At 67.6% G+C, this 24,649-nt stretch carries 25 protein-coding genes; 8 read left to right on the top strand and 17 right to left on the bottom strand.

Annotation, left to right across the window (positions count from 1 at the left end; translation table 11 throughout):
* Positions 1-369 precede the first annotated feature (369 nt).
* Entirely contained in the window at positions 370-1,698 is a 1,329-nt protein-coding gene (locus tag BUR28_RS13840; RefSeq protein ID WP_074220668.1) for a mechanosensitive ion channel family protein, read from the bottom strand.
* Positions 1,699-1,755: 57 nt separating this feature from the next.
* On the opposite strand from BUR28_RS13840, the gene BUR28_RS20715 reads away from it, so the two are divergent.
* The 6 genes from BUR28_RS20715 to leuB all read left to right on the top strand — a co-directional run bounded on the left by BUR28_RS20715 (position 1,756) and on the right by leuB (position 7,341).
* A complete protein-coding gene (locus tag BUR28_RS20715; protein WP_256370887.1) occupies positions 1,756-1,878 on the top strand; it encodes a hypothetical protein in 123 nt (40 codons plus the stop codon).
* Positions 1,879-1,930: 52 nt separating this feature from the next.
* Positions 1,931-3,346: a 3-isopropylmalate dehydratase large subunit gene (leuC, locus tag BUR28_RS13835; RefSeq protein WP_074220667.1), complete on the top strand. Its 1,416-nt coding sequence runs from the start codon at positions 1,931-1,933 to the stop codon at positions 3,344-3,346.
* A gap of 12 nt (positions 3,347-3,358) precedes the next feature.
* A complete protein-coding gene (gene leuD / locus BUR28_RS13830) occupies positions 3,359-3,964 on the top strand; it encodes a 3-isopropylmalate dehydratase small subunit (RefSeq protein ID WP_074220666.1) in 606 nt (201 codons plus the stop codon).
* 283 nt (positions 3,965-4,247) lie between these two features.
* Positions 4,248-5,081, top strand: a complete 834-nt coding sequence (locus BUR28_RS13825; RefSeq protein WP_074220665.1) for a hypothetical protein — start codon at positions 4,248-4,250, stop codon at positions 5,079-5,081.
* Between the two features lie 29 nt (positions 5,082-5,110).
* Positions 5,111-6,178, top strand: coding sequence for an endonuclease/exonuclease/phosphatase family protein (locus BUR28_RS13820; RefSeq protein WP_074220664.1), 1,068 nt, complete (start codon positions 5,111-5,113; stop codon positions 6,176-6,178).
* A 59-nt stretch (positions 6,179-6,237) separates the two neighbouring features.
* Positions 6,238-7,341: a 3-isopropylmalate dehydrogenase gene (gene leuB, locus BUR28_RS13815; protein ID WP_074220663.1), complete on the top strand. Its 1,104-nt coding sequence runs from the start codon at positions 6,238-6,240 to the stop codon at positions 7,339-7,341.
* A gap of 16 nt (positions 7,342-7,357) precedes the next feature.
* Here leuB and dxs read toward each other — a convergent pair whose 3' ends face one another.
* The 14 genes from dxs to BUR28_RS13750 form a co-directional block, all read right to left on the bottom strand.
* Positions 7,358-9,277, bottom strand: a complete 1,920-nt coding sequence (gene dxs, locus BUR28_RS13810) for a 1-deoxy-D-xylulose-5-phosphate synthase (protein WP_074220662.1) — start codon at positions 9,275-9,277, stop codon at positions 7,358-7,360.
* Between the two features lie 178 nt (positions 9,278-9,455).
* Entirely contained in the window at positions 9,456-10,550 is a 1,095-nt protein-coding gene (gene pufC, locus BUR28_RS13805; RefSeq protein WP_074220661.1) for a photosynthetic reaction center cytochrome PufC, read from the bottom strand.
* A 1-nt stretch (position 10,551) separates the two neighbouring features.
* Positions 10,552-11,520 (bottom strand): photosynthetic reaction center subunit M, encoded by a 969-nt coding sequence (pufM, locus tag BUR28_RS13800; RefSeq protein WP_074220660.1) that lies wholly within the window; start codon positions 11,518-11,520, stop codon positions 10,552-10,554.
* 2 nt (positions 11,521-11,522) lie between these two features.
* Positions 11,523-12,383 carry a photosynthetic reaction center subunit L gene (gene pufL, locus BUR28_RS13795; RefSeq protein WP_074220659.1) on the bottom strand — a complete coding sequence of 287 codons (861 nt, stop codon included), beginning with the start codon at positions 12,381-12,383 and terminating at the stop codon, positions 11,523-11,525.
* 144 nt (positions 12,384-12,527) lie between these two features.
* Positions 12,528-12,692 (bottom strand): light-harvesting antenna LH1, alpha subunit, encoded by a 165-nt coding sequence (pufA, locus tag BUR28_RS13790; RefSeq protein ID WP_074220658.1) that lies wholly within the window; start codon positions 12,690-12,692, stop codon positions 12,528-12,530.
* 14 nt (positions 12,693-12,706) lie between these two features.
* Positions 12,707-12,853: a light-harvesting antenna LH1, beta subunit gene (pufB, locus tag BUR28_RS13785; RefSeq protein ID WP_074220657.1), complete on the bottom strand. Its 147-nt coding sequence runs from the start codon at positions 12,851-12,853 to the stop codon at positions 12,707-12,709.
* 126 nt (positions 12,854-12,979) lie between these two features.
* Positions 12,980-13,201 (bottom strand): cytochrome PufQ, encoded by a 222-nt coding sequence (gene pufQ / locus BUR28_RS13780; protein ID WP_074220656.1) that lies wholly within the window; start codon positions 13,199-13,201, stop codon positions 12,980-12,982.
* The gene (bchZ, locus tag BUR28_RS13775; protein ID WP_074220655.1) at positions 13,198-14,679 is read right to left on the bottom strand and encodes a chlorophyllide a reductase subunit Z; all 1,482 of its coding nucleotides are present in this window, start codon (positions 14,677-14,679) and stop codon (positions 13,198-13,200) included. Before bchZ ends, pufQ begins: the two co-directional genes overlap by 4 nt.
* The gene (gene bchY, locus BUR28_RS13770; protein ID WP_074220654.1) at positions 14,679-16,262 is read right to left on the bottom strand and encodes a chlorophyllide a reductase subunit Y; all 1,584 of its coding nucleotides are present in this window, start codon (positions 16,260-16,262) and stop codon (positions 14,679-14,681) included. Before bchY ends, bchZ begins: the two co-directional genes overlap by 1 nt.
* Positions 16,259-16,393, bottom strand: coding sequence for a hypothetical protein (locus BUR28_RS20710; RefSeq protein WP_256370886.1), 135 nt, complete (start codon positions 16,391-16,393; stop codon positions 16,259-16,261). The genes bchY and BUR28_RS20710 overlap by 4 nt, the downstream gene beginning before the upstream one ends.
* On the bottom strand, positions 16,386-17,390 hold the full coding sequence (locus BUR28_RS13765) for a chlorophyllide a reductase iron protein subunit X (protein ID WP_074220653.1): 1,005 nt from the start codon (positions 17,388-17,390) through the stop codon (positions 16,386-16,388). Before BUR28_RS13765 ends, BUR28_RS20710 begins: the two co-directional genes overlap by 8 nt.
* Positions 17,380-18,327, bottom strand: a complete 948-nt coding sequence (gene bchC / locus BUR28_RS13760; RefSeq protein ID WP_074220652.1) for a chlorophyll synthesis pathway protein BchC — start codon at positions 18,325-18,327, stop codon at positions 17,380-17,382. Before bchC ends, BUR28_RS13765 begins: the two co-directional genes overlap by 11 nt.
* Before the next feature lie 122 nt (positions 18,328-18,449).
* Positions 18,450-19,598, bottom strand: coding sequence for a methyltransferase (locus BUR28_RS13755; protein ID WP_074220651.1), 1,149 nt, complete (start codon positions 19,596-19,598; stop codon positions 18,450-18,452).
* Positions 19,595-20,464 carry a polyprenyl synthetase family protein gene (locus BUR28_RS13750; protein WP_074220650.1) on the bottom strand — a complete coding sequence of 290 codons (870 nt, stop codon included), beginning with the start codon at positions 20,462-20,464 and terminating at the stop codon, positions 19,595-19,597. Before BUR28_RS13750 ends, BUR28_RS13755 begins: the two co-directional genes overlap by 4 nt.
* Before the next feature lie 119 nt (positions 20,465-20,583).
* Here BUR28_RS13750 and crtD point away from each other — a divergent pair, with 119 nt between their 5' ends.
* Complete coding sequence (crtD, locus tag BUR28_RS13745; protein ID WP_074220649.1) at positions 20,584-22,119, top strand: 1-hydroxycarotenoid 3,4-desaturase CrtD; 1,536 nt, start codon at positions 20,584-20,586, stop codon at positions 22,117-22,119.
* Positions 22,116-22,991, top strand: coding sequence for a carotenoid 1,2-hydratase (gene crtC, locus BUR28_RS13740; RefSeq protein WP_074221659.1), 876 nt, complete (start codon positions 22,116-22,118; stop codon positions 22,989-22,991). Before crtD ends, crtC begins: the two co-directional genes overlap by 4 nt.
* Positions 22,992-23,102: 111 nt before the next feature.
* On the opposite strand, the gene BUR28_RS13735 is transcribed toward crtC, so the two are convergent.
* Both BUR28_RS13735 and crtB read right to left on the bottom strand, forming a co-directional pair.
* A complete protein-coding gene (locus BUR28_RS13735) occupies positions 23,103-23,588 on the bottom strand; it encodes a tryptophan-rich sensory protein TspO (protein WP_074220648.1) in 486 nt (161 codons plus the stop codon).
* A 5-nt stretch (positions 23,589-23,593) separates the two neighbouring features.
* Positions 23,594-24,649 carry a 15-cis-phytoene synthase gene (crtB, locus tag BUR28_RS13730; protein WP_074220647.1) on the bottom strand — a complete coding sequence of 352 codons (1,056 nt, stop codon included), beginning with the start codon at positions 24,647-24,649 and terminating at the stop codon, positions 23,594-23,596.

Here is a 24,649-nt window from a genome sequence, read left to right as displayed (position 1 = left end):
GGGGCCGCTTGCAAAAATCCCGGCGCGGTGCTGAAAAACGCATGTCCGGCCGGCGGCCCAAGGCCCCCCGGCCGGACATGCGTAAGGGGTAGACCATGGTTGGTGTTTCGATTCCGGTTTTGCTGAAAACCTTGGCCACGCTGGCCATCGTTGCGGGGCTGGGGGCCCTGGCCGCGCTGCTTGCAGCCGCCCTGTGCGTGACCAGGGCCTCGAGCGAATGCAGCCGGTGCGGCCGTTCCTGCAGACGGATCGAGGGCATCTGCGAAGAGTGCGACCGCCGGAGCGAGAGCATGGACCAGTAACGCCGTCGTGCGGTCGCCCCGACTGGCGCGGCGCCCGCATCCACCGCCCCCAACGGGCATTGGCGGCCTAGTCGGGCGCGGGCGCGCTGCGCACCTGGCTGCCTTCGAGCAGCTTGACCTCGCGCTGGGGGAAGGGAATCGTCACGCCGTTGGCCTCGAAGGCGTCCCAGAGCGCCAGATAGACATTGCCGCGGACATTGGTGAGCCCCTGGGTGGGGTCGACGATCCAGAACCGCAGGATGTAGTCGACCGAACTGTCGCCGAAGCCCACGATGTGGCACACCGGCGGGCGGGCGGCCAGCACGCGGTCCACCGTGGCGGCGGCCTCCACCGCGATCTCGCGCACCTTGTGCGGATCGTCGCCGTAGGAGGTGCCGAAATAGATGTCGAGCCGGACGAACTCGTTGGAATGGGACCAGTTAACCACCCGGCTGGTGATCAGATCCTCGTTCGGGATCAGGTATTCCTTGCCGTCGCGCGTGACCACGGAGACGTAGCGCGCGCCCAGCTGGTTGATCCAGCCGAAGGTCTCGCCCAGCGAAATCACGTCGCCCGGCTTGATCGACTTGTCGAGCAGGATGATGAAGCCCGACACGAGGTTCGAGACGACTTTCTGCAGCCCGAAGCCGAGCCCGACGCCGATCGCCCCCGACAGGAAGGCGAGGCCGGTGAGGTCGAAGCCCACGGCCTGCACCCCGATGAAGATCGCCAGCCCGTAAAGAGACACCTGCAGGATCTTGACCATCAGCACCCGCATCGAGGGCGAGATGTCCTCGTCGGCGCGAATCCGGGCCGCGGAGTTGCGGGCGACGATCCGCGCGGCGGCAAACAGGATGCCGGTCAGGACCGCCGCCTTCAGCAGCGTGAGCGCCGAGAGGCGCATCTCGCCGAAGGAGATCGCGAGGTCGTCCAGAAGCGCCGCGGCCTCGTCGGTCAGGTTGAGGACGTAGAAGGTGACGTAGATCCACAGCGCCCAGGACACCATCCGCCGCAGCACGACGTTTCGGACCAGCCGCGCGGCGAGCCCGACCCCGAGCCAGGCGGTGGCCAGCGTCGCCGCGATGCCGATCAGGTAGCTGCGCGAGGGCCAGGTGACCTCGCGCATCACCAAGGTCACCGCCCACGCCGCGAGCACGAAGAGGATCAGCCGGAGCCGGCGCAACAGGATCAGCGCCACCCGCAGCCGCCAGCGCGGCCACCCCTCACGCGTACGCAGCCAGTCGTGGAACCGGCCGCGAAGCCCCCACGCGGCCAGCTCCGCCAAGAGCGCCAGCGCGAGCACGATGCCGATCTGGTAGAGGCGCCATCCCGGCCGCGTCATCCCCTGAAGGAAGACAAGGGCCTGATCGGCCAGCGCCTGCACCTGATCCATGAGCGATATCGGGTCGGCTTCCATCCGCCCTCCTCGGTCGCAGACTGGCACGGGGCACACCGGGGCGACAAGCATGCAGCCTTGATCGGCGGCGGCCAAGGGCGTATCTGGACGGCCATGAAACGCATCTTCGACATGGACGACCGCGCGCGCCTGCCCTGGCGGTTCTTCGGCGCGGCCCGCTCGGTGCTCGCCCGCCCATGAGGCGGCGTCCCGCCCGTTTCGCAATTTCCGAACACCTGCCGCGGAGAGTTCCATGACCGGCAAGACGCTTTACGACAAGATCTGGGATGCCCACCTGGTTGACGAGGCCGAGGACGGCACGAGCCTGCTCTATATCGACCGCCACCTCGTGCACGAGGTCACCAGCCCGCAGGCCTTCGAAGGGCTGCGGATGGCCGGGCGCAGCGTGCGCGCGCCCGAAAAGACCATCGCCGTGCCCGACCACAACGTGCCGACCACGCTCGGCCGCGAGAAGGGCATCGAGAACGAGGAGAGCCGCATCCAGGTCGAGGCGCTGGACCGCAACGCGCGCGAATTCGGCATCCACTACTATCCCGTCAGCGATGTCCGCCAGGGCATCGTCCACATCATCGGCCCGGAACAGGGCTGGACGCTGCCGGGCATGACCATCGTCTGCGGCGACAGCCACACCGCGACCCATGGCGCGTTCGGTGCGCTCGCGCACGGGATCGGCACGTCCGAGGTCGAACACGTCCTCGCCACCCAGACCCTGATCCAGAAGAAGTCCAAGAACATGAAGGTCGAGATCACCGGCACCCTGCCGCCGGGGGTCACGGCCAAGGACATCACCCTGACGATCATCGGGCGGACCGGCACCGCGGGCGGCACCGGCTATGTGATCGAGTATTGCGGCGACGCGATCCGCGAGTTGTCCATGGAAGGCCGGATGACCGTCTGCAACATGGCGATCGAGGGGGGCGCGCGGGCCGGGCTGATCGCCCCCGACGAAAAGACCTTCGCCTATATCGCGGGCCGGCCCCACGCGCCGAAGGGTGCCCAGTGGGAAGCGGCGATGGCCTGGTGGAAGACGCTGAAATCCGATCCGGACGCGCAGTGGGACAAGGTGGTGACGATCCGCGCCGAGGAGATCGCCCCCGTCGTCACCTGGGGCACCTCGCCCGAGGACGTGCTGCCGATCACCGGCGTCGTCCCCGCGCCCGAGGACTTTGCCGGCGGCAAGGTCGAGGCCGCGCGCCGGTCGCTGGATTACATGGGGCTGGAACCGGGCACGCCCCTCGACGAGATCAAGGTGGACGCGGTCTTCATCGGGTCCTGCACCAACGGCCGGATCGAGGATTTGCGCGCCGCGGCCGAGATCCTCAGGGGCCGCAAGCTGGCCGAGGGCGTGCGCGGCATGGTGGTGCCGGGTTCGGGCCTGGTGCGCGCGCAGGCCGAGGAAGAGGGGCTGGACAAGGTGTTCACCGAGGCGGGCTTCGAATGGCGGCTCGCGGGCTGTTCGATGTGCCTGGGCATGAATCCCGACCAGCTGGCCCCGGGCGAGCGCTGCGCGGCGACGTCCAATCGCAACTTCGAGGGACGCATGGGCCGCGGCGGGCGCACCCACCTGATGAGCCCCGCGATGGCGGCCGCCGCAGCGGTCACCGGGCACCTGACGGATGTGCGCGAATTCATGGGCGAAACGGTCTGAGGAGGCGGGACGATGGACAAGTACGAGAAATTCACCGGCATCGCCGCGCCGCTGCCGCTGGTCAATGTCGACACCGACATGATCATCCCCAAGCAGTTCCTGAAAACGATCAAGCGCACCGGGCTGGGCGTCAACCTGTTCGACGAGATGCGCTATGACGACCAGGGCAACGAGATCCCCGATTTCGTGCTGAACAAGCCGGCCTATCGCGAGGCGGAAATCCTGGTCGCGGGCGACAATTTCGGCTGCGGGTCGTCGCGGGAACACGCGCCCTGGGCGATCCGCGATTTCGGCATCCGCTGCATCGTGGCGCCGGGTTTCGCCGACATCTTCTTCAACAACTGCTTCAAGAACGGCATCCTTCCGATCGTGCTGCCGCAGGACCAGGTGGACACGCTGATGCGGGAGGCCGAGAAGGGCGCGAACGCGCGGATGACGGTCGATCTCGACGCGCAGGTGATCACGACCGCGGAAGGCGAGGCATTCCCCTTCGAGGTCGACCCGTTCCGCAAGCACTGCCTTCTCAACGGTCTCGACGATATCGGCCTGACGCTTGAAAAGGCCCCCGCGATCAACGGGTTCGAGTCGCGCATGGCGCAGGAGCGGCCTTGGGTCTGAACGCCCGCCGCCCCGCCTGGAGCGCGGGACAACCAGAGGTGCACAGGCGCGGGCCGTCCGACGGGCGGCCCGACGTCGTACAGGGATTTGCCCGATTTCGGGACAGTCTCACCATGAAATCGCCCCATTCGAATCGCAACGATTGAGCCCGGCACGCGGGGCCGGAATCGTCACGGCACGAATGGGGCAAGGACATGGCACACCGCTGGGATGAGCGGAAAGTCACCGGACGGGCGGCGCGGATGGCGCCCGGCTCCGGCCTCGGCGAGGGGCGGGACGCGGGATGACGCGGCTTTTCGGCGCCATCCTGCGGGGCTGTCTGGTGGTGTTGATGATCTCGACGCCGTCCCTGCTGCTGCCGAACGTGCCCGGTGACGTCTCGCAGATCGTCGTGCTGCTGTGCATCTTCGCCGCCGGCCTGACGGTCTTCGAATACGCGGCGACCTATCCGGGCCTGGTGGAGTTTCGAGACGCGCCCCCGTTCAACCGCATTCGCTTCCTCGCGATGTTCGTCACCGTCCTGGTGCTGACGGTGATCTGCCTCGACGAGATACGCCCCTCCGCGGTCACGGCGGGTGCGCATGCGGTCGGGTCGGTGATCGCCGCGGCGATCGACTTTCCCTACAGCCCCGTGCGGCTCTTCGCGCTGCTTCTGCCGGCGGACGCACCGCCCTGGCTGGTCGACCTGGTGCTCAGCGCCGCGGGAATGGCCTACCTGATCTCGCTGCTGTCGCTGGCCGTCTTCACCATCTACACCCGGATCACCCGCTGGCCGTCGGGCCGGGGCGCCTTCAATGTCTGGATCAACCTGCCCACCTTCGATCCCACGACAGGCGGCGACGTGGCCGACCGGATGTCGCGGGACGCGCGGTTCAACGTCGCGCTGGGCTTCGTGTTGCCTTTCCTGATACCAGTGATCCTGAGGGCGTCCACGACGCCGTTCGATCCGTTCTCGTTGGAGCAACCGCAAACCCTGATCTGGACGGTCTCCGCATGGGCCCTGCTTCCCGCCAGCCTGTTCATGCGCGGCATCGCCATCGGCCGCATCGCCGCGATGATCCGCGAACAGCGCCGCCGCGCCGCACCCGACTCCGACCCCGCGCTCGTGCCGGTCTGATCGGTGCGCTCCTGTGGCTGGTCGCCGGCATGGCCGCGGCGACCGACCTGCGCATCGCCAGTTTCAACACCGAGCTTTCGCGCAAGGGACCGGGGCTCCTGCTCGCCGATATCCTGTCGGGCGACGATCCCCAGGTGGCCGCCGTCGTGGAAGTGATCGTTGCGGTCGGGCCAGACATCCTGCTGTTGCAGGGCCTCGATTACGACCTGAACGCCCTGGCGCTCGAGGCGCTGGCAAACCGGCTGCGGGCGCGCGGTCTGGATTATCCGCATCTTTTTGCGGGCCCTCCCAACACCGGGCGGCGCACCGGGGTCGATCTGGACGGCGACGGTCGGTCGGACGGCCCGCGCGACAGCCAGGGCTTCGGCTACTTCCCGGGCCAGGACGGCATGGCGCTGCTTTCGCGCTTCCCGGTCGACCGCGACGGGCTGCGCGATCTCTCGGCCCTGCTCTGGAAGGACATGCCCACGGCGACCCTGCCCCGGGCCGAGGGGCGCCCGTTCCCCTCGGCCGAGGCGCAGGCGGTTCAGCGGCTGTCGACCAGGGCGCATTGGGACGTGCCGGTGCGGGTGGGCGAAACGGCGATCCACCTGCTTGCGTTCCACGCCACGCCGCCGGTCTTCGACGGCCCCGAGGACCGGAACGGCCTGCGAAACCGCGACGAGTTGCGGCTGTGGACGCTTTACCTGGACGGCGCGTTGCCGGGGCTTTCGCCGCCCGAGGGCCCGTTCGTGGTGCTGGGCGACGCCAATCTCGACCCGGTCGACGGCGACGGGCGCAGCGCGGCGATGGCGCGCTTCCTGGCCGATCCGCGCCTGCGGGACCCGGCGCCGCGCTCCAACGGCGGCGTCGCGGCATCGGCGCAACAGGGCGGCGTGAACGCCACCCATCGCGGCGACCCGGCGCTGGACACCGCCGACTGGGACGACGGGGCCGAGGGCGATCCGGGCAACCTGCGGGTGGACTACGTGCTGCCCTCGGCCGAGTTCGAGGTGACCGGCGCGGGGGTGTTCTGGCCCGCCGAGGGGAAGATGGCCGAAACCGTCGCGGCGGCCTCGCGGCACCGGCTCGTCTGGGTGGATGTCGCCCTGCCTTGACCCGCGCCGGGCCAACGGCTACGCCCCTTTCCGACCTTTCAGGACAAGGACAGCCCCCCATGACGAACACGCTTCTGATCCTGCCCGGCGACGGCATCGGCCCCGAGGTGATGGCGGAGGTGCGCCGGATCATCGACTGGTTCGGGGATCGGCGGGGGCTGCGCTTCGATGTCTCCGAGGATCTGGTGGGGGGGGCGGCCTATGACGCCCACGGCGTGCCGCTGGCGGACGCCACGATGGCCAGGGCGCAAGAGGTCGACGCGGTGCTGCTGGGCGCGGTCGGCGGGCCGAAATACGACGATCTCGATTTCAGCGTGAAGCCCGAGCGCGGCCTGTTGCGCCTGCGCAAGGAGATGGACCTCTACGCCAACCTGCGCCCCGCGCAGTGCTTCGACGCGCTGGCCGATTTCTCGTCGCTCAAGCGCGACGTGGTGGCCGGGCTCGACATCATGATCGTGCGCGAGCTGACGAGCGGGGTCTATTTCGGCGAGCCGCGCGGCATCTCCGAGGAAGGCGGCGAGCGGGTCGGCATCAACACCCAGCGCTACACCGAGTCCGAGATCGAGCGGGTCGCGCGGTCGGCCTTCGAACTGGCGAAGCGGCGCGGCAACAAGGTCTGCTCGATGGAGAAGGCCAACGTCATGGAATCGGGAATCCTGTGGCGCGAGGTGGTGCAACGGGTGCATGACGAAAGCTACCCCGAGGTGGACCTGTCGCACATGTATGCCGATGCCGGCGGCATGCAGCTGTGCCGCTGGCCCAAGCAGTTCGACGTGATCGTGACCGACAACCTGTTCGGCGACCTGCTGTCGGACGTGGCCGCGATGCTGACCGGGTCGCTTGGGATGCTGCCCTCCGCGAGCCTCGGCGCGCCGATGGCGAACGGCCGGCCCAAGGCGCTTTACGAACCCGTCCACGGCTCGGCCCCCGACATCGCCGGTCGGAACAAGGCCAACCCCTGCGCCTGCATCCTGAGCTTCGCGATGGCGCTGCGCTATTCCTTCGACCAGGGGGAGGAGGCGCGGCGGCTGGAGCAGGCCGTCGAGAAGGTCCTCGCCGACGGCGTGCGCACCGCCGACCTTATGCAGAGCGAAGGGGCGACGCCCACCACCACAACGGGCATGGGCGACGCGATCCTGGCGGCGCTGGACGCGAGCCTCTGAGCGGCGGGCGGCCGCCCTAACCTGCGGCCGCGCCGAACTGTCCCGCCGCGATCCCCAGCGCCTCGAGCCCGGTCGTCGCGATATCGCGTGCCGTCAGGCCGGCCTCGGCATACATCTGCGCGGGGCTGCCCTGCTCGATGAACTTGTCGGGCAGGGTCATCGTGCGGATCGCAAGGCCGCGGTCCAGCCGCCCCGTGCGCGCCAGCCAGTGCAGAACCAGTGCGCCGAAGCCGCCTTCGGCACCGTGCTCGACGGTCACCAGCGCCTCGTGCTCGGCCGCGAGCCGGGCGACGAGGTCGGTGTCGAACGGCTTGGCGAAGCGGGCATCGGCGACGGTTACCGACACGCCGCGCGCTTCCAACTCCTCTGCGGCGGCCAGGCAATCGACGAGCGGCGCACCGAGCGAGAGGAAGGCCAGCTTGGTGCCCTCCTTCACGATCCGGCCCTTGCCGATTTCAAGGAACCGGCCTCGCTCGGGCATCTCGACACCCATCCCCTCGCCGCGCGGATAGCGGAAGGCGATGGGGCCTTCGTCGTATTCGGCAGCCGTGGCGACCATGTGGACCAGTTCCGCCTCGTCGGCGGCGGCCATCACCGTCATGCCGGGCAGGTTGCCCAGGTAGGCCACGTCGAACGCGCCGGCATGGGTCGAGCCATCGGCGCCCACAAGACCGGCCCGGTCGATGCAGAATCGCACCGGCAGTTTCTGGATCGCGACATCATGCACGACCTGGTCGTAGCCGCGCTGCAGGAAGGTGGAGTAGATCGCGCAGAAGGGTTTGAGCCCCGACGCGGCCATGCCCGCGGCGCACGTCACGGCGTGCTGTTCCGCGATGCCCACGTCGAACACCCGCTGCGGGAACCGGTCCTGCATGATGTTGAGCCCGGTGCCCGAGGGCATCGCCGCGGTGATCGCCACGACCTTGGGGTCGCGCGCCGCCTCGGCCGTCAGCGTCTTGCCGAAGACCGAGGTATAGGACGGCGCGTTGGGCTGGCTCTTCTTCTGGGCGCCGGAGGCGACATCGAATTTCGACACGCCATGCCCGCAATCGGGGGCTTCCTCGGCGGGCTTGTAGCCCTTGCCCTTGACCGTGCAGACATGAATCAGCATCGGCCCCGAGGCCCGCGCGCGGGCGGCGCGCAGCACGGTCATCAACTGGCTCATGTCGTGGCCGTCGATCGGGCCGATATAGTCGAAGCCCAGCTCCTCGAACAGGGTGCCGCCGCCGGGGAAGCCGGTGACCAATTGGCGGGCGCGGCGCGCGCCTTCGCGAATGGGCCCCGGCAGCGCCGATTCGAAATCCTCGGCCATGTCCTTGAGCTTGCCCAAGGGCGTGTCGTTGTAGAGCCCCGAGAGGTATTTCGACATCGCGCCCACGGGGGGCGCGATGGACATCTCGTTGTCGTTCAGGATCACGAACATCCGCCGGTTCTCGTGCCCGGCATTGTTCAGCGCCTCGTAGGCCATGCCCGCCGAGATCGACCCGTCGCCGATCACCGCGATGGCGTCGCCGGTGGGCTGGCCCATGTCGCGGCCGACGGTAAAGCCGAGCGCGGCCGAGATCGAGGTCGACGAGTGGCCCGCGCCGAACGCGTCATACTCGCTTTCCGAACGCTTGCAGAACCCGGCCAGCCCGCCGCCCTGGCGCAGCGTGTGCATCCGGTCGCGCCGGCCGGTGAGGATCTTGTGCGGGTAGCATTGGTGGCTGACATCCCAGACGAGCTTGTCGAAGGGGGTGTTGAAGACGGCGTGGAGCGCCACGGTGAGTTCGACGACGCCAAGCGAGGAGCCCAGGTGCCCGCCGGTTTGCGACACCACCGAGATCACCTCTTCTCGCAGGTCCCGCGCCAGCTGGGTCAGCTCGGCTTGGCTCATGCCCTTCAGGTCGGCCGGGCCGGCGACACGGTCCAGTGTCGGGGTCAGGGGCTTGGTCATCGGTTTTCTCCCGCGCGCGTTTCTCAAAAAAAGCGCCGTGTGGATCACGTCTCCACACGGCGCCAGTGTCCTGTGTCTGACAGGAAGGGAACCGGGGTGTGGAGGCCCCGAATACCGGACCCCGCCAAGGGCCCGATGGGGTTGGGCACGGCGCCGGGGCGCCGCGCCCGAATTCAGGTCACTCGCCGGCCGTGGCGAGTTCGGGCCACTCGGCGACCATGTTGCGGCCGTTGAGCGGACGGATGACCTCCATGTGGCAGGTCATGCAGTTCACCTTGCCGGATTCCTCGCCCAGGATCTCCGAGCGCGGCTCGTAGAAGATCTGGTTGAGGTCGATCAGCATCGTCTGCGCCAGCGTGGTGATCGACCATTGCGGGGTCACCTGGGTCGGGTCGTAGAACGCCCGGCTGTTGTGGCAGTAGACGCAGTTGACGTTGAGCGAGTTCGACTGGTGGTTCATCAGCGCATAGGTCCGCTCGGCGTTCTGCCAGGTCGGATCGCCCGGCTGCTGGTCGACACGGGACTCGAGGTCGTGCACCTTGATGCTCTCGCCCTCCAGCAGGAACGTCTCGTTGTAGTCCACCGGCAGCGAGGTGAACTCGCTGGCCGTGTACTTGTGGACGAACTCGGTGACGCCGGCCCGCTCGTAGGTCAACAGCCGGTTCTGGACGGCCGCCCAGCCCTCGGCCGAGGAGTTGACCGCGCCCGGATCGAACCACGCGCCCGGAGGCGTGGGCTGACCCCGGTGGCAGGTATAGCAGTTCACGCCGATCCCTTCCGACGCCAGGTTGTGCGTGTCCCAGTCGTCGTTGAGATAGCGGGTGGCCTCGACGCAGTTCTCGGTGATCGCCAGCGTGGTCTCGTCGACCTCGCCGTTGTCGTAGAGAACGATGTCGGTGCCGACCCAGGCGCTCATCGCCTCCTGCAGGCGGTCGAAATTGGCCTGGTCCATGTCACCGAACGCGATGACGCTGTCGCCATAGGCCTCGGCCGCCGTCGGCGTCCCTTCCGGTGCCTCGACCCGATCGAAGGCGACATAGGTCTCCTCGTAGGGGTCGTATTGCGCGTTGTCCTTCGCGAACTTGGAGACGTCCATGCCGATCCCGCGGGGCCCGGTCTGCTGGTCCGTGGTCCGGTAGGGGTTGTCGAAGGCCACGATGAGCGCAACGACCGCCGCTGCCGACCCCACCGTCCCCGCGAGGATCACGGGACCCCGGATATCGGTGGGGTTGTCCTCACTCCACTTGAAGAACCATTTGGGGAGTTTCAACATGTCAGCCTCCTTGCCCGCTATAGGCTTCGTAGCCGTAGGGCTCGATATATGTCGGCGCGAAGTTGTGCTCCTGGGCCCAGATGAACCAGTTGTCGACAACGGTGCCGCTCAGGAGGATGCCGATCCCGCCCGTGATCGGGGTGAGAACCGCGAACCACCAGGCCCAGCGGTGGATGCCTTCCATCGTGGCGTTGAAGCCCATGGTCCAGCGCCAGAACAGCGCCGCACGCTCGGCCGCCGTACCGCGGTCGTAGATCTGCTCCAGTTCGCGGTCGCCGCCGAAGCGGGTGACCGAGAGGATCGTGCCGCCATGCATCGCGAAGAGCAGGGCCGAGCCGTAGAGGAACGCGATCGAGAGCGCGTGGAACGGGTTGTAGTAGAGGTTGCCGTAGCGGATCGAGAAGGCCGTGGTCCAGTCGAGGTGCGGGAAGATGCCGTAGGGCACCATTTCCGACCAGCTGCCCATCAGGATCGGGCGGAAGAAGCCCAGCACCATGAAGAGCCAGATCGCGGCGAGGAACGCCCAGGCGATGTGCTTGCCCATCTTGTGCTCGACCGCGAGCATGTAGGTGCGCACCCACCAGGCCCAGACCGCCACCAGCAGGAAGAAGCTGGCGATCATGTACCAGCCGCCGTCATGGAGCGGCGGGAACTGCAGCCCGTATTCCGGGCTCGGCGGCTCCAGCGCCAGCCAGAAGCCCTGGCGCAGGAACTGGACGATCGACCAGTCCACCTGGGCCAGCATGTTGAGGCCGATGATGAAGAACGCGGCGAAACCGGCGACGAGCGAGATCACCCCGCTGTAGCCCAGGTAGATCGGGCCCAGCTGCGCGTTCCCGAGCCAGCCGAGGATAGAGAAGTTCCCGATACCGCCGGCGCGCTCCTCCATCATGTTGTTCTCGTTGTCCATGCCCCAGTCGCCGGGACCCGCGACCTGAACCTGGGTGAAGATGTTCTGATACTCAGCCATGGTTACATCACTCCTTGGCCAGCGCCGGCCGCCTCGATTTCGGGCCAGATCGGCATGTTGCTCCACCAGGTCCACCATTCAGGCCAGCCCTCGGTCCAGAGCGGACCGGAGATGATGATGCAGACCGCGGAGAAGAAGACGGCGTTGATGGCCAGAAGCCAGCCAAGCCGGTGAATCCCGAGCGTGCCGATCGAGTAGCCGATGAAGTCACGGAAGAACGTGTCCTCGTGATCGGGGGTCTTGGCCTCTTCGCCCTTCTCGGGGTTACAGGCCGACAGGATCAGGCCGCCATGCAGCGCCAGCGCCAGACAGGTGGCGAAGAACAGCGACACGGCCAGCATGTGCGCGGGGTTGTAGTGGAAGTGCAGATAGGCGTAGCCGGTGTTCGACACCCAGTCCAGGTGACTGAAGATGCCGTACGGGAAACCGAAGTGCCAGGCGCCCAGCAGCAGCGGGCGGAACACCACCAGCGTCACATAGGCGAGGATCGCGAAGCCGAAGGCGATCGGCACATGGTAGCCGATGCCGAGCTTGCGGCAGATCTCCACCTCGCGCAGCGCCCAACTGACGAATGCGCCGATGGCGCAGACGGTGATGAATTGCCAGAGCCCGCCTTCGGCCAGGGGCGCGATGCCGAGACCGTAGCTGAGGTCGGGCGGGGCAACGTGAATTGTCCAGGGATTGAAGGTCCCCTGAAGCGACGCGCTGTAGAGGATCAGCGCCGTTCCGAGGGTGGCGAAGAAGATCGTCGTCACTCCGAAGAAGCCTACGTAGAAAGGCCCCACCCAAAAGTCGAACAGATCGCCACCGATGAGCGTCCCTCCACGGACGCGATACTTTCTCTCAAAACTGAGCAGTGCCATCGTCTGTCTCCGCAAATGGCGGCCGTGTCCGTCCGGGCCTCAGCCGTCCTTGTTCTTCGAGATCGCCGCGGGCGGGAGATCGGGGCTCCCGCCCGCGGCCTTGATGCCACTTCCAGTGTTCGTCACCGGAAGGCCGCGGGTCGCTTACGCGCCGGCGGCCTTTTCAGCAGCCACGTTCAACCAGTTGAAGTACGGGTTGCTGAGCACGAACAGGTGAATCATCACCGCCAACAGGAAGAGGAACACGCCTTGCGCAACCAGCACGCGGCGCGGGTCGAAGATCATCCAGATCTTGTAGAATTTTGCCATTGTTCAGGTCCTCCTCAGAGCCACGGACGCCAGATGTACACTGCCAGGTGAGCCAGGATGGCAACGGCCGAGAACAGCCAAAGCCCGCTCATGTAGACAGCGTGGATTTCCTGCGCCTGCTCGTCGGTCAAACCGGTGAACGACACGTCAGATTCAGCCATTAACTTTCCTCCGGATCGTCAGACTGATGCCGCGCACCCCGGCGGCCGGGTTCCGACAAGGCACCATGCCCTGCCGACAATTCGCCCAACCGGGAGTAGGGCGAACTCGGTGAACTGCCTGATCGCTCAGGCAGAAAAGATCATGGGCGTGATGATCCGCGCCTGGCTCCAGGCACGGGCCACCGGCCCTTTCGTCTTCAGATCGCCCCGCTTGACCACGGCCAGCAGCGTCGCGACGAAGGCGAGCGGCAGCGCGGCAAGGAAGATGATCGTGAAGTAGACCATGAACTCCACTTTCGGCGGCCGGTGCGCGCGCGCGACATGGACGTCGGAAGTCTGGTCGGTCATTTGCTTTCTCCTTTGACAAGGCTTTCGAAACCGGCGGGCGCGAGCGCCTCGACGGTTTCGCGCACCACGCGTTCCGCCCCCTGCTCCAGCGCGGCCTTTTCGGCGGCATCGCGAAGCGTCTTGGCGGCGGAAATGCGGGTGAGAACCGGGTGTTCGGCCACGATCCGGTCGAGGAGCGCCTGCGCGTCCTCGTCCCAGGGGAAATCGCGGCGAAGCCGGGTGGGGGTTGCCGCTGCCGAGTCCATCTCGGTGCCCAGCGGCAGGATGTGGAAGAGCGCGTCGAACAGCGAATTGCACACTTCCTGAAGCAGGTAGGTCGCCCCTGCGTAGCCCATGAAGGGCGTGCCCGTGGCGCGCCGGATGGCGGCGCCCGGGAACCCGGCGGGGATGAAGGCCGGCTTCGGCCCGTGTCCCGCGCCCAACTCGGCAAGGTACATCTTCTCGTTGATCGAGCCCATCACGACGAGCGGACGCTTCTGCGCCATCATCGCGCGGACCTCGTCGTTGTCGGTCTTGGCGCCGGCCTTGCGGGCGACGGCAAAGGCGCAGGGCAGGCCCAGATCGCTTTCCAGGAAATGCCGCACGCCGCGGGCATAGGTCTCGTTCGCGACGATGGCGAAGGTCGCCGTGGCGAAGAAGTCCTGCGTGACCGAGCGCCAGAGATCCCAGACCGGCTTGATCGTGGAATGCTTCTCGCGGGCGATGAAGGGCTCGGGGTCGAGATCGAGCATCTCGCCCAGCTTGCGCAGGAACCTGGTCGTCGAATCGATCCCGATCGGCGCCTGCAGGTAGGGCTTGCCCAGAACCTCGGCGAGGCCCCGGCCGAACTCGCGATACATCACGATATTGGCGTCGGCGTTGACCAGGTTGCGCATCTCGGCCAGGTGCGCGCCGAGCGGCATCACCATGTTGACCTCGGCGCCAATGCCTTCGACTAGGCGGCGAATCTCGGCCAGGTCAGACGGCATGTTGAACACGCCATACATCGGGCCGAGGATGTTGACCCGCGGCTTGGCGCCCTCTTCGCGTTTCTTCTCCGGCGGCATCCGGCCCTTGGTCATGCCGAACTCTGTGAAGATCCAGGTCATCGCCCGGTCGGCGGCTTCCCACTGGTCCTCGTCGATGGTGCGCGGCAGGAAACGCTGAATGTTGGTGCCCTGGGGGGTGACGCCGCCGCCGATCATCTCGGCGATGGACCCGGTCACCACGACCGCCGGAAGTGCGGGGTCGAGGGTGCCCCAGGCGCGCTTCATCGCGCCCTCGGTGCCGTCGCGACCCAGTTCTTCCTCGCCCAAGCCGGTGACGACGATGGGCAGTTCGTGCGGCGGCAGCGCGTCGGTGTAGTGCAGCACCGAGGTGACGGGCAGGTTCTCGCATCCGACGGGCCCGTCGATGACGACCTGCAAGCCCTTGACGGCACAGAAGGCGTAAACGGCCCCCCAGTACCCTCCGGCTCTGTCGTGATCCTGGACCAGCATCAGATCATCTCCTGCGCCTTCTCGGCGCGACGCTTCTTCTCTAGCTTCTTCTCGTGGAGCGCCCGGAACTCGGGGTGGAGATTCGGTTCCCCTTCCCAAACACCGGCGGTGTCTCCCTCGCCCACACCTTCGAAGAATTCCTTCATCGATGCCATGCGGCCCTTGTTCGCAATCGCCGCATTTACCACCTGCGCGAGGCTGCCCGCCCCGGCCGGTCCCATCAGCGGACGGGCCGAGATGAGGTTCGTGAAGTAGAGGCCCGGAACCGCCAGTTCCTTGGCCTTCTGCACGACGGGCGTGGTGCCGATGGCGAGGTCGGGCTTGATCGCCTCCACGGCGGCGCAGTCGTCCTCGAGCGAGGCGCGATAGACCACCTTGGCGCCATGCGCCTCGAGCCATTCCCGGTCGGCTTCGGATTGCTTCGTTTTCGGGCAAGCCGTTCCAACATAAGGGATTTTCGCGCCCGACTCGATCAGCAGGCGGGCCACCAGAAGTTCGGACCCCTCATACCCCGACAGCGTGATCGTGCCATCGACCGGGGCATCTTCCAGCGCCCGCTTGATCGCCGGCAGGAAGGCGTTCTGGGCGGCGGCGACCTTGTCGGCCGGCAGGCCGAAGGCGTCGCCGATATTGGCCAGCCAGGCGGCGGTTCCGTCATGTCCGACCGGGGCGGAACCCACGATCGGGCGGCCCGCCGCGTCGAATTCACGCATGGCCGCGGTGTAGAACGGATGCAGCGCCGCGACCGCGCCGCAGTCGAGCGCGGCGTAGAGTTCACGCCACTCGCGCGCGGGCACCACGGGACCGCAGGCCAGCCCCAGCGGGTCGAGCATCTGGCCGATCACGATCGGGTCGGCGGGGAACATCTCGCCCAGAAGCGTGACGGTCGGCCGGTCGGACACGCCGCCCTCGGGCGCGGCGACCGGGCCGGCCTCGGCCTCTTGGCGGGCATAGTTCAGCATCGCCCCGGCGAGAACGTCCTTGGCCTCGGCATGGGTCGGAATGCCGAAGCCCGGCACGTCGATACCCACGATCCGCACGCCATTGATCTCGTCGGGCAACAGCCGCAGCGGCACGCCCGACGCGGTCGGCACGCAGAGATTCGTCACCACGATGGCGTCGTATTTCTCGGGATCGGCCAACGCGTGCACGGAGTCGCGGATGTCCTCGAACAGCTTGCCGGTGACCAGCGTCTCGGAGTTGAACGGCACGTAGCCCACCGAGCGCCGAGCGCCGTAGAAATGGCTGACAAAGGTCAGGCCGTAGACGCAGCAGGCGGAACCGGACAGAACGGTCGCCACGCGGCGCATCCTCAGCCCCACACGGAGCGACCCGAAGGCCGGACACATGCTTTGCGGCCTGTCGTGCGGGCCTTGCGGATAGTCCTTTGCGTACTGGTCGAGAATCTCGGACTTGCCCGCCATGCGGGCCGCCTTTTCCATCTCGGCCGCTCCGGCATGGCAGCCCATGCCGTCGCCCAGCGCCGGGTCGGCACCCGTCGCGTGAGGGTTTCCGGCCTCCCGCGGCGTGCCCTCGATCACCTCGGCGGTGTGGGCATTGTCATATGTGACCTCTTCGGTCATGCGTCCTCCAGTTCGCGCAGGGGCGCCGCATCCCTGGCGGGCGCCTCTTGGAGTTCAGCGGGTTCGGGGGCGTGGTGTTCGAGCGCCTGCAGCGCCTCGTCCCAGCGGGAGAGTTCGTCGAGGTCAAACATCGTCGTACACCACTTCGAGGGATTTCTTCGGCTTGGCGTTCTTGCCGCGCATGTCCGCGTCGGTCGCGGGCGTCAGTTCGAAGCCCGCGCCGGTCTCCTCGGGCGCGAAAAGGCCCAGCAGGCCGTCCTGGTCGAGCGGCGCGGGGCGGATCGGCGGCGCATCGGCCACGGCGGTCGCGAGCCCGGCGAACAACTCGCCCCACTGGCTCTGGGCGCTGCCGACGATCTGGTAGTTCGCCGATTTCCGGCGCAGATCCTCGTCCTGCGGGATCGCCGCCAGAACCGGGATGTTCACCGCCTCGGCAAAAGCCTGCGCCTCGCCGGTGCCGTCATCCTTGTTGATGACCAGTCCCGCGACGCCGACATTGCCGCCGAGCTTGCGGAAGTATTCCACCGCCGAGCAGACGTTGTTGGCAACGTAGAGCGACTGCAGGTCGTTGGAGCCGACCAGGATCACCTTCTGCGCCATGTCGCGGGCGATCGGCAGGCCGAAGCCGCCGCAGACCACGTCGCCCAGGAAGTCGAGCAGCACGTAGTCGAAATCCCAGTCGTGGAAGCCCAGCTTTTCCAGCAGCTCGAAGCCGTGGATGATGCCGCGCCCGCCGCAGCCGCGGCCGACTTCAGGCCCGCCCAGCTCCATCGCGAAGACGCCGTTGCGCTTGAAGCAGACGTCGCCGATCTGCACTTCCTCGCCGGCGAGCTTCTTCTTGGTCGAGGTCTCGATGATCGTGGGGCAGGCCTTGCCGCCGAACAGAAGCGACGTGGTGTCCGATTTCGGGTCGCAGCCGATCAGCAGGACGCGCTTGCCCTGTTCGGCCATCATGTTGGACAGGTTGGCCAGCGTGAACGACTTGCCGATGCCGCCCTTGCCGTAGATCGCGACGATCTGCGTCTTCTTGGTCGGCTCGGCGACGGGGATTTCCTCGTCCAGCGGCTCGTTCGCCTCGTCGCGCAGGCGCTGATCGATGTCTTTCAGATTCGGGACGTCAAGCGTCATGAGCGGCTCCCCAGTTCAGGATCATTTTCAGACAGGCAGGGTCGTTGAACGCGGTTTCATAGGCTTCTGCGGCCTTTTCCGCGGGTACGCTGTGGGTGATGAGCCCCCCCAGCGACAACGCGCCCGACTCCACGAGCTGGCGCGTTGCAATCAGGTCCTCGCGGTCCCACTCGGCGGCGATGCGCAGCCGGGCCTCCTTCATGAAGGCGGGCGGAAAGGCGAAGGAAAGCGGTTGGGTGTAGAACCCGGCAAGCACCACCTCGCCGCCCTTGGCGATGCGGGTGATGAGCATGTCCAGGAGCGCGCCGACGCCCGACGCGTCGTAGATCGTGCGGTAATCGCTGCGCAGATCGTCGTCGGGGTGCAGGACCTCGTAGCCTTCGGCGCCGCCCTGCCGGTCGGGGTTGATCTCCCAGACGGTGGGGGCCGGCGCGCCCGCGGCGATGGTCAGCCGCGCGAGCAGCCGGCCCAGAACGCCGTGGCCGACGATGAGTTCCGGCATCTTCTTGTCGACGCCGGCCAGCGAATGACGGGCGGTGGCGGCCAGCGCCAGCAGCGCGCCTTCCGGCCCGAGGCCGGCGTCGATCCGCGTCACGCGGCTGGCATCGGTCACCAGGCGCCGGGCCGAGCCGCCGAAAAGCCCCCGCGCCCCGTCATAGCAGTTGGCGCCGGGGACGAAGATATGCTCGCCCACCTTGAAGTTCGTCTCGGAGCCGGCCTCGACCACCTCGCCGGCGGATTCGTAGCCGGGCACCAGCGGATACCCCATGCCGGGGAAGGGCGGCATCTCGCCGGTATAGAAGAGCTTTTCGGTGCCCGTGGAGATGCCGGAATGGGAGATTTCCACCACCAGATCCCGCGGTCCGGGCGCCGCCAACCCCAGCTTTCCGAGCCCGATTTCCTTGGGGCCCCGAAGGATGACGGCGGTGGTTTCCATGGACACTCCCTTCCCGTTTCTGTCGCCCGGCTGACTCGGGACTCACTCGACGGTGATTGACTGTTGTAAGTTTAGCTAGACAGGGCTGAGTGTCAACTTTTTTAGACAGCTTCGGAGGGGCATCATGTCGCCACGGGTTTACAGCCAACCACGACCGAGGTGACGAAGGTCCGGCGTGCGCGCGGCATCTCAATCGCTTGAAAACCCGCCTCTTTCATCAGTTCGGCGATCCTTGCCCGGGACCGAACCCTGCCGGTCTGCATGGCCATGCAGTAGAACGCGAAGTAGGCATCGGCGGCCCGCTCGGGCGTTGCGCCGCCGGACATGGGCTCGGACACGATGAGCCGACCGCCGGGCGGCAAGACAGCGAAAATCTTGGCCATCAGCGCGCGCACGGTGTCGTCGGCATGGTCGTAGCAGACCCGGATCAGGGAGGCCGCGTCCGCCCCCTCGGGCAACGGATCGTCGCGGAAGCTGCCGCCGAACACGCTGGCGCGGCCGGTCATGCCGGCCTCGCGGAACCGGGTTTCGGCAGCGGGCACGACGGCCGGCAGGTCGAAAAGCGACAGGCGGAGCGACGGATAGGCCCGGCCCACCGCGTCAAGGAAGGCGCCGGTGCCGCCGCCGACGTCCAGCAGATGGGAAATGCCGTCCAAGGACACGGTGCGCAGCGTCTCTTCGGCCACCAGGCCCTGGCTGTCGGCCATCAGCTTGGAATACCGTTCCGCGACCTCTGGCTGCTCGACCGCGCCCGCTCCGAAAACGTAGGGCCAGAAGCGGGCGAGCTCGGTCTCCCGCTCGCCCCGGAGCACGGCGATCGGATCTTCCATGTCGCGGTAGAACACGTCGTGATGACGGATCATGTCGGTCACGCCCGGCACCCCCAGCAACGCCGCGCCGAGAGAGGCGAGCTGGTATCGGTCCCCGACGCGTTCGAACAGCCCCAAGGCCGTGGCGGCCTGGCAAAGCGCCTCCATCCGGTCGGGCGGCACGCGGCTGCGGTTGGCCAGCATCGCGACCGTTTGCGGGTCGTCGCGCGCGGCCACCAGCAGGTCGAGTTCGACCAGCGCATAAAGCACCTGACTGTAGACGAAGCCCGACACCAAATCGAACATCCGCTCGCCCTCGCGTTTCGCGTGGCCGCGTGTCAGGGGAAAGCGCGTGGCCCAGCTCTGGAAGGCGGGCGAGGCGATCTTGCGGTTGCGCCAGCGACGCCAACTGAACCCGCGCTGCGCACGCGCGGGTCGCGTATCGGAGATGCTGTCTGTCATTCTGCGGCGTGTCGTGCGGGTTCGGGAATGAGCCGCTCGGCCATGGCCTGGACCATCTGGGCCAGCGCCGCCTCGCCCTGGCAGGACGGGATCGACGAGATTGCGCCCGACAGGATGTCGCGGAACCGCTGGACCGCGCCCTCCACGCCCAGTTCGGCCACCGCGTTCGGCCGGCCGTTCGTGACGTCCTGCCCGGCAGGCTTGCCCATCGCGTCGGCGTCGAGCACCGCGTCCTTGAGGTCGTCGGCGACCTGGAACGCCTCGCCGATGCGGTCGCCAAGCTCTTCCCAGGGCTCGGCCTCGTGGCCGGCGGCCACCGCGCCCATCGAGGTCGCGGCGATGAAGAGCGCGCCGGTCTTGGCGCGGTGATAGGCGGAGAGGTCGATCTTTTCCTCGCTCTCCCAGCCCTGCCCGGCGCAGATGCCGCAGGGCATGCCGGTGCGCTGGCCGAGGATGCGGATGAGCTCGACCGCGCGGGCGCAATCGTCATGCGCGGCGCGGGCCAGCACCTCGAACCCGGCCACGATCAGGCTGTCGCCGGTCAGAAGCGCCAGCGGCTCTCCATAGGCCTTGTGCAGCGCGGGCTTGCCGCGCCGGATGTCGGCATCGTCGAAGCACGGCATGTCGTCATGCACGAGGCTGGCGCAATGGATCAGCTCGATCGAGATCGCCGCCGCGTCGGCCAGGTCCGGCTTGTCGTCCCCGCAGGCCCGCGCCACGTTGAGGCAGATCGTGGGACGAATGCGCGCACCACCCGGGGTGAGCGCGTATTCCAGCGCCGAGGCCAGCTTGGGCGGCGCTGAACCGCCCTGCCCCTCCGCGATCGCCCGGCTGATGGCGGCGTCGATTCGCGCCGAGATGTCCATGGCCCGCTCCCTTGCGTTGTCCTGCCCAGCCCGACTGTCAATCTGGCGAGACATTCGGAATTGTAAATCAGGATGGACAGTCTATGGTTTCGAGTCAACATTCCTTGAGGTGGATCAAGATGGCCGGAACGGTCGAGAGAGTCGTCGTGATCGGGGCCGGAATGGGGGGGCTGTCCTCGGCGATCCGGCTGGCCCATGCCGGGCTCGATGTCCAGGTCGTGGACCGGGCACCGGGACCCGGCGGCAAGATGCGCACGATGGAAACGCCGGCCGGGCCGGTGGATGCCGGGCCGACGGTGATGACGCTGCGCACGGTCTTCGAGGAGCTGTTCGAATGCACCGGCGCGCGGCTGTCCGACTACGTCACGCTGCACCGAGAAGAGGTTCTGGCGCGGCACTGGTGGCCGGACGGATCGTCGCTGGACCTGTTTTCGGATGCCGAGGCCAGCGCGGCCGCCGTCGCCGACTTCGCGGGCGCCAAGGCCGAGCGCGAGTTCCGCGGCTTCTGCGCCCGCGCCCGGCGGCTCTTCGAGGCGTTCGAGGGGCCGATGATGCTGGCCGGCACGCCGTCGCAGGGGGCGCTCACGGCACATGTGCTGACCCAACCGCGGCTCATTCTCGACATGGCGCCGCACCGGACGCTGGCGCAATCGCTGGGCGCGCAGTTCTCGGATCGGCGGCTGGCGCAGCTGTTCGGGCGCTACGCGACCTATGTGGGCGGATCGCCGTTCCGCAGCCCGGCGCTTCTGGGCCTGATCTGGCATGCCGAGTCGCAGGGCGTCTGGCGCGTCGAAGGCGGCATGAAGCAACTTGCGCAGGCGCTGGAACGGCTGGCCCGCGACAAGGGCGCCGCGTTCACCTACGGCACCGGGGCGGCGCGGATCGAGACGCAAGCCGGGCGCGCGACGGCCGTTCACCTGGACGATGGCACGCGCCTGCCCGCCGATTGCGTCGTCTTCAACGGCGATCCGGCGGCGCTGGGCGCCGGGCTCCTGGGAACCGATGTCGAGGACACGCTGCCCCGTGACGCCACCCATCCGCGCAGCCTGTCGGCTTATGTCTGGTCCTACGCGGCCAGGCCCCACGGCCCGGAGCTCGTGCATCACAACGTCTTTTTCTGCGACGATCCCCATACCGAGTTCGACCCGATCGCCGGGGGGCGTATGCCCGAGGACGGCACGCTCTATATCTGCGCACAGGACCGGGGCAGCGCGAAGATGCCGCAGGGGCTGGAACGGTTCGAGATCATTATGAATGGGCCACCCGTGGCCGACGGGGCCGAGGCGACAGACGAGGAGAAAGAGACGTGCCGGACACGCACCTTCGAGACGCTGGCCCGGTTCGGGCTGACCTTCGACCCGACGCCGACGACCGAGTGGCTGACGACACCGCGCCGCTTCGCGAAGCTGTTTCCGGCGTCGGAAGGTTCCCTTTACGGGCGGAGCCCGCACGGGCTGACAGCCTCGTTGAAGAAGCCCACGGCGCGGACGCGCGTGGTGGGGCTCTACCTGGCGGGGGGCGGGACGCATCCGGGGGCGGGCATCCCCATGGCAACCCTCTCCGGACGGCACGCGGCCGAGGCGATCTTGACGGACCTTGCTTCAACCTCGACGTCCCGCCCGACGGTTATGCCTGGTGGTATGTCGACGGCATAAGCCACGACGGCACCCAGCAGATCTCGATCATCTCGTTCATCGGCTCGGTGTTCTCGCCCTGGTACCGCTGGTCCGGGCGCAAGACCCCCGAGAACCACTGCTGCATCAACGTCGCCACCTACGGAAAGGGCGGGCGCTGGACCATGACGGACCGCGGGCAGGCGGCGCTGCGCCAGACCGACCGGACGTTCGAGGTGGGGCCGTCCAAGCTGACCTGGACGGGCGAGAAGCTGGTGATCGACATCGACGAGCTGGCCTGGCCCCGGATGCACCGGCTGAAGGGACGGGTGACGGTCACACCGTCGGCCGTTACGTCCGTCGAATTGCCGCTCAAGCAGGACGGCAGCCATGTCTGGCGGCCCTTCGCGCCCTCCTCGGAAATCGAGGTCGACCTGAACCAGCCCGGCTGGCAGTGGACGGGGCATGGCTATTTCGACGCGAATTTCGGCATCCACGCGCTGGAGGACGATTTCAGCTATTGGACCTGGGGGCGGTTCCCGACGGCCGACAACGGCGCCTACTGCTTCTACGACGCCAGCGTGCGCGACGGGTCGGAACTGGCCGTGGGGCTGCATTTCGGGGCGGACGGGTCGGCCGAGGTGATCGACGCGCCGCCGCGGACGCGGTTCGCCCGGTCGAAATGGCTGGTCCGGCGCGAGACGCGGGCCGACCCGGGCTACACGCCGCGCCAGGTGGCCGACATGCTGGATGCGCCCTTCTACTGCCGCTCGGCGGTTCGCACGCAGGTCTTCGGCGAGGAAATGGTGGGCGTGCACGAGGCCCTAGACCTCAACCGGTTCGCAAGCCCGCTGCTGAAACCGATGCTGGCGGTTCGGGTGCCCCGGCGGGCGGGTTGGCGGTTCACGGACTGACAGTGACGGTCAGCTGTTTCGCCTTGGCGAACGCCAAGGCGACCGGCTGGGGGCACCGCCCCCAGACCCCCGGAGTATTTCGGCCAAGAAGAAAAGCCGCCTGTCAGCCCGTCATGCCCCGGCCATCTGGGCTGCGTCGGGATTGCGGCGCCAGATCGAAAAATTGAGCGCGAAGGCGTAGCTGGTCCAGACGAGGTAGGGTGCCACGAGCAGGCCGGCGAAGAGATCGACCCGCCAGAATGCGACGACCATCGCCAGAACCGACGCCCACATGCCGAACAGCACGATCAGCGCAGGAAACAGCCTGTGCAGCCCGAAGAAGACCGGCGACCACAGCGTGTTGAACACGATCTGCAAGCCCCAGATCGCCAAGGCCAGAATGGCCTCGGGATGCCCCGAGACCGCCACCCGCATCGCCGCGTAGGCCATCGAGACATAGAGCACGAACCACGCAACCGGGAACAGCCAGTTCGGCGGCGTCCAGACCGGCTTCGACAGGCGCTCGTACCAGTCGCCGGGTGAGAAAAACGCCCCCGTGGACCCCGCAGCGAAGACGGTGACCAGGAAGACGGCGAAAAGGGGCAAATCGAACAGCATGGGTCTTAGATAGCGCGGCGTTCGCCTCCGGCCAATGCGTCACCGGGAAGCGGGGCCTGGCGCGCCTTGAGCTGCGCCAGCGCCGCGACGACCTCGCCCGCGCGCCCCTCGCCCCACGGGTTGTCGGAAGGCAGCCGTTCGGCCGCGGCCTCCACCAGATAGGCGCATTCCGGCAGCGGCTTGCCGTAGAGCACGGCCGAGCGCGGCATCACCGTCGCCACCCCCGCCTGCAGCGTGGAATAGGCCAGCCAGCCGATCTTCTGCGCCTTGGTCGTGTAGGCGCGGCGGGTGACGCTGTCATGGTGAACCCGCGCCACCTCGCGCCCGATCGCGGCGTAGATGTGGCGCGCGGCGAAGATGCCCGGCCGGCAGTCGAGCGGCAGTTCGGCGATACCCGGCTCCGCGCGGAAATACAGGCGGTTCGCATCGGCGATGAGCGCCTTGACGAACCGCCGAATCTGGCGCGTCGGACGCGGGTCGGACAGGAAGGCGTCGACGTCGAGACCGGCCTCCGCCATCCAGTCGGTCGGCAGGTAGACCCGCCCCTCGCGCGCATCCTCGCCGACATCGCGCGCGATGTTCGACAGTTGCATCGCGACGCCGAGATCGCAGGCCCGCGCCAGGGTATGCGGACAGCGCACCCCCATCAGGACCGTCATCATCGCACCCACCGCGGCGGCGACGCGCGCGGAATAGGCGTAGACCTCCGACAGCGTCGCGTAGCGCTTGCCCATTGCATCCCAGGCCATGCCTTCCAGCAGCGCCTCGGGCAGGGTGCGCGGCATCTCGAACTGCTCGACCACGGCCGCGAAGGCGCGGTCGGTCGGCGCGTTCCGGGGCTGGCCGCGATAGATCAGGTCCAGCCGCTCGCCCAGCATCAGCACCGCAGCGGTCTTCTCGGTGGTCAGGTCGACCGCGTCGTCGGTCAGCCGGCAGAAGGCGTAAAGCGCGAGCGCGGGGTTCCGCACCCGGTCGGGAAGCAGTTTCGAGGCCGCGTGAAACGAATACGACCCGGTGCGGATCGAGGCTTCGCAATGCGCAAGATCCGCGGGGTCGATCAT

The organism is Rhodovulum sp. ES.010 (assembly GCF_900142935.1).
GTDB lineage: Bacteria > Pseudomonadota > Alphaproteobacteria > Rhodobacterales > Rhodobacteraceae > Rhodovulum.
This window is presented reverse-complemented; position numbering and strand designations above follow the sequence as displayed.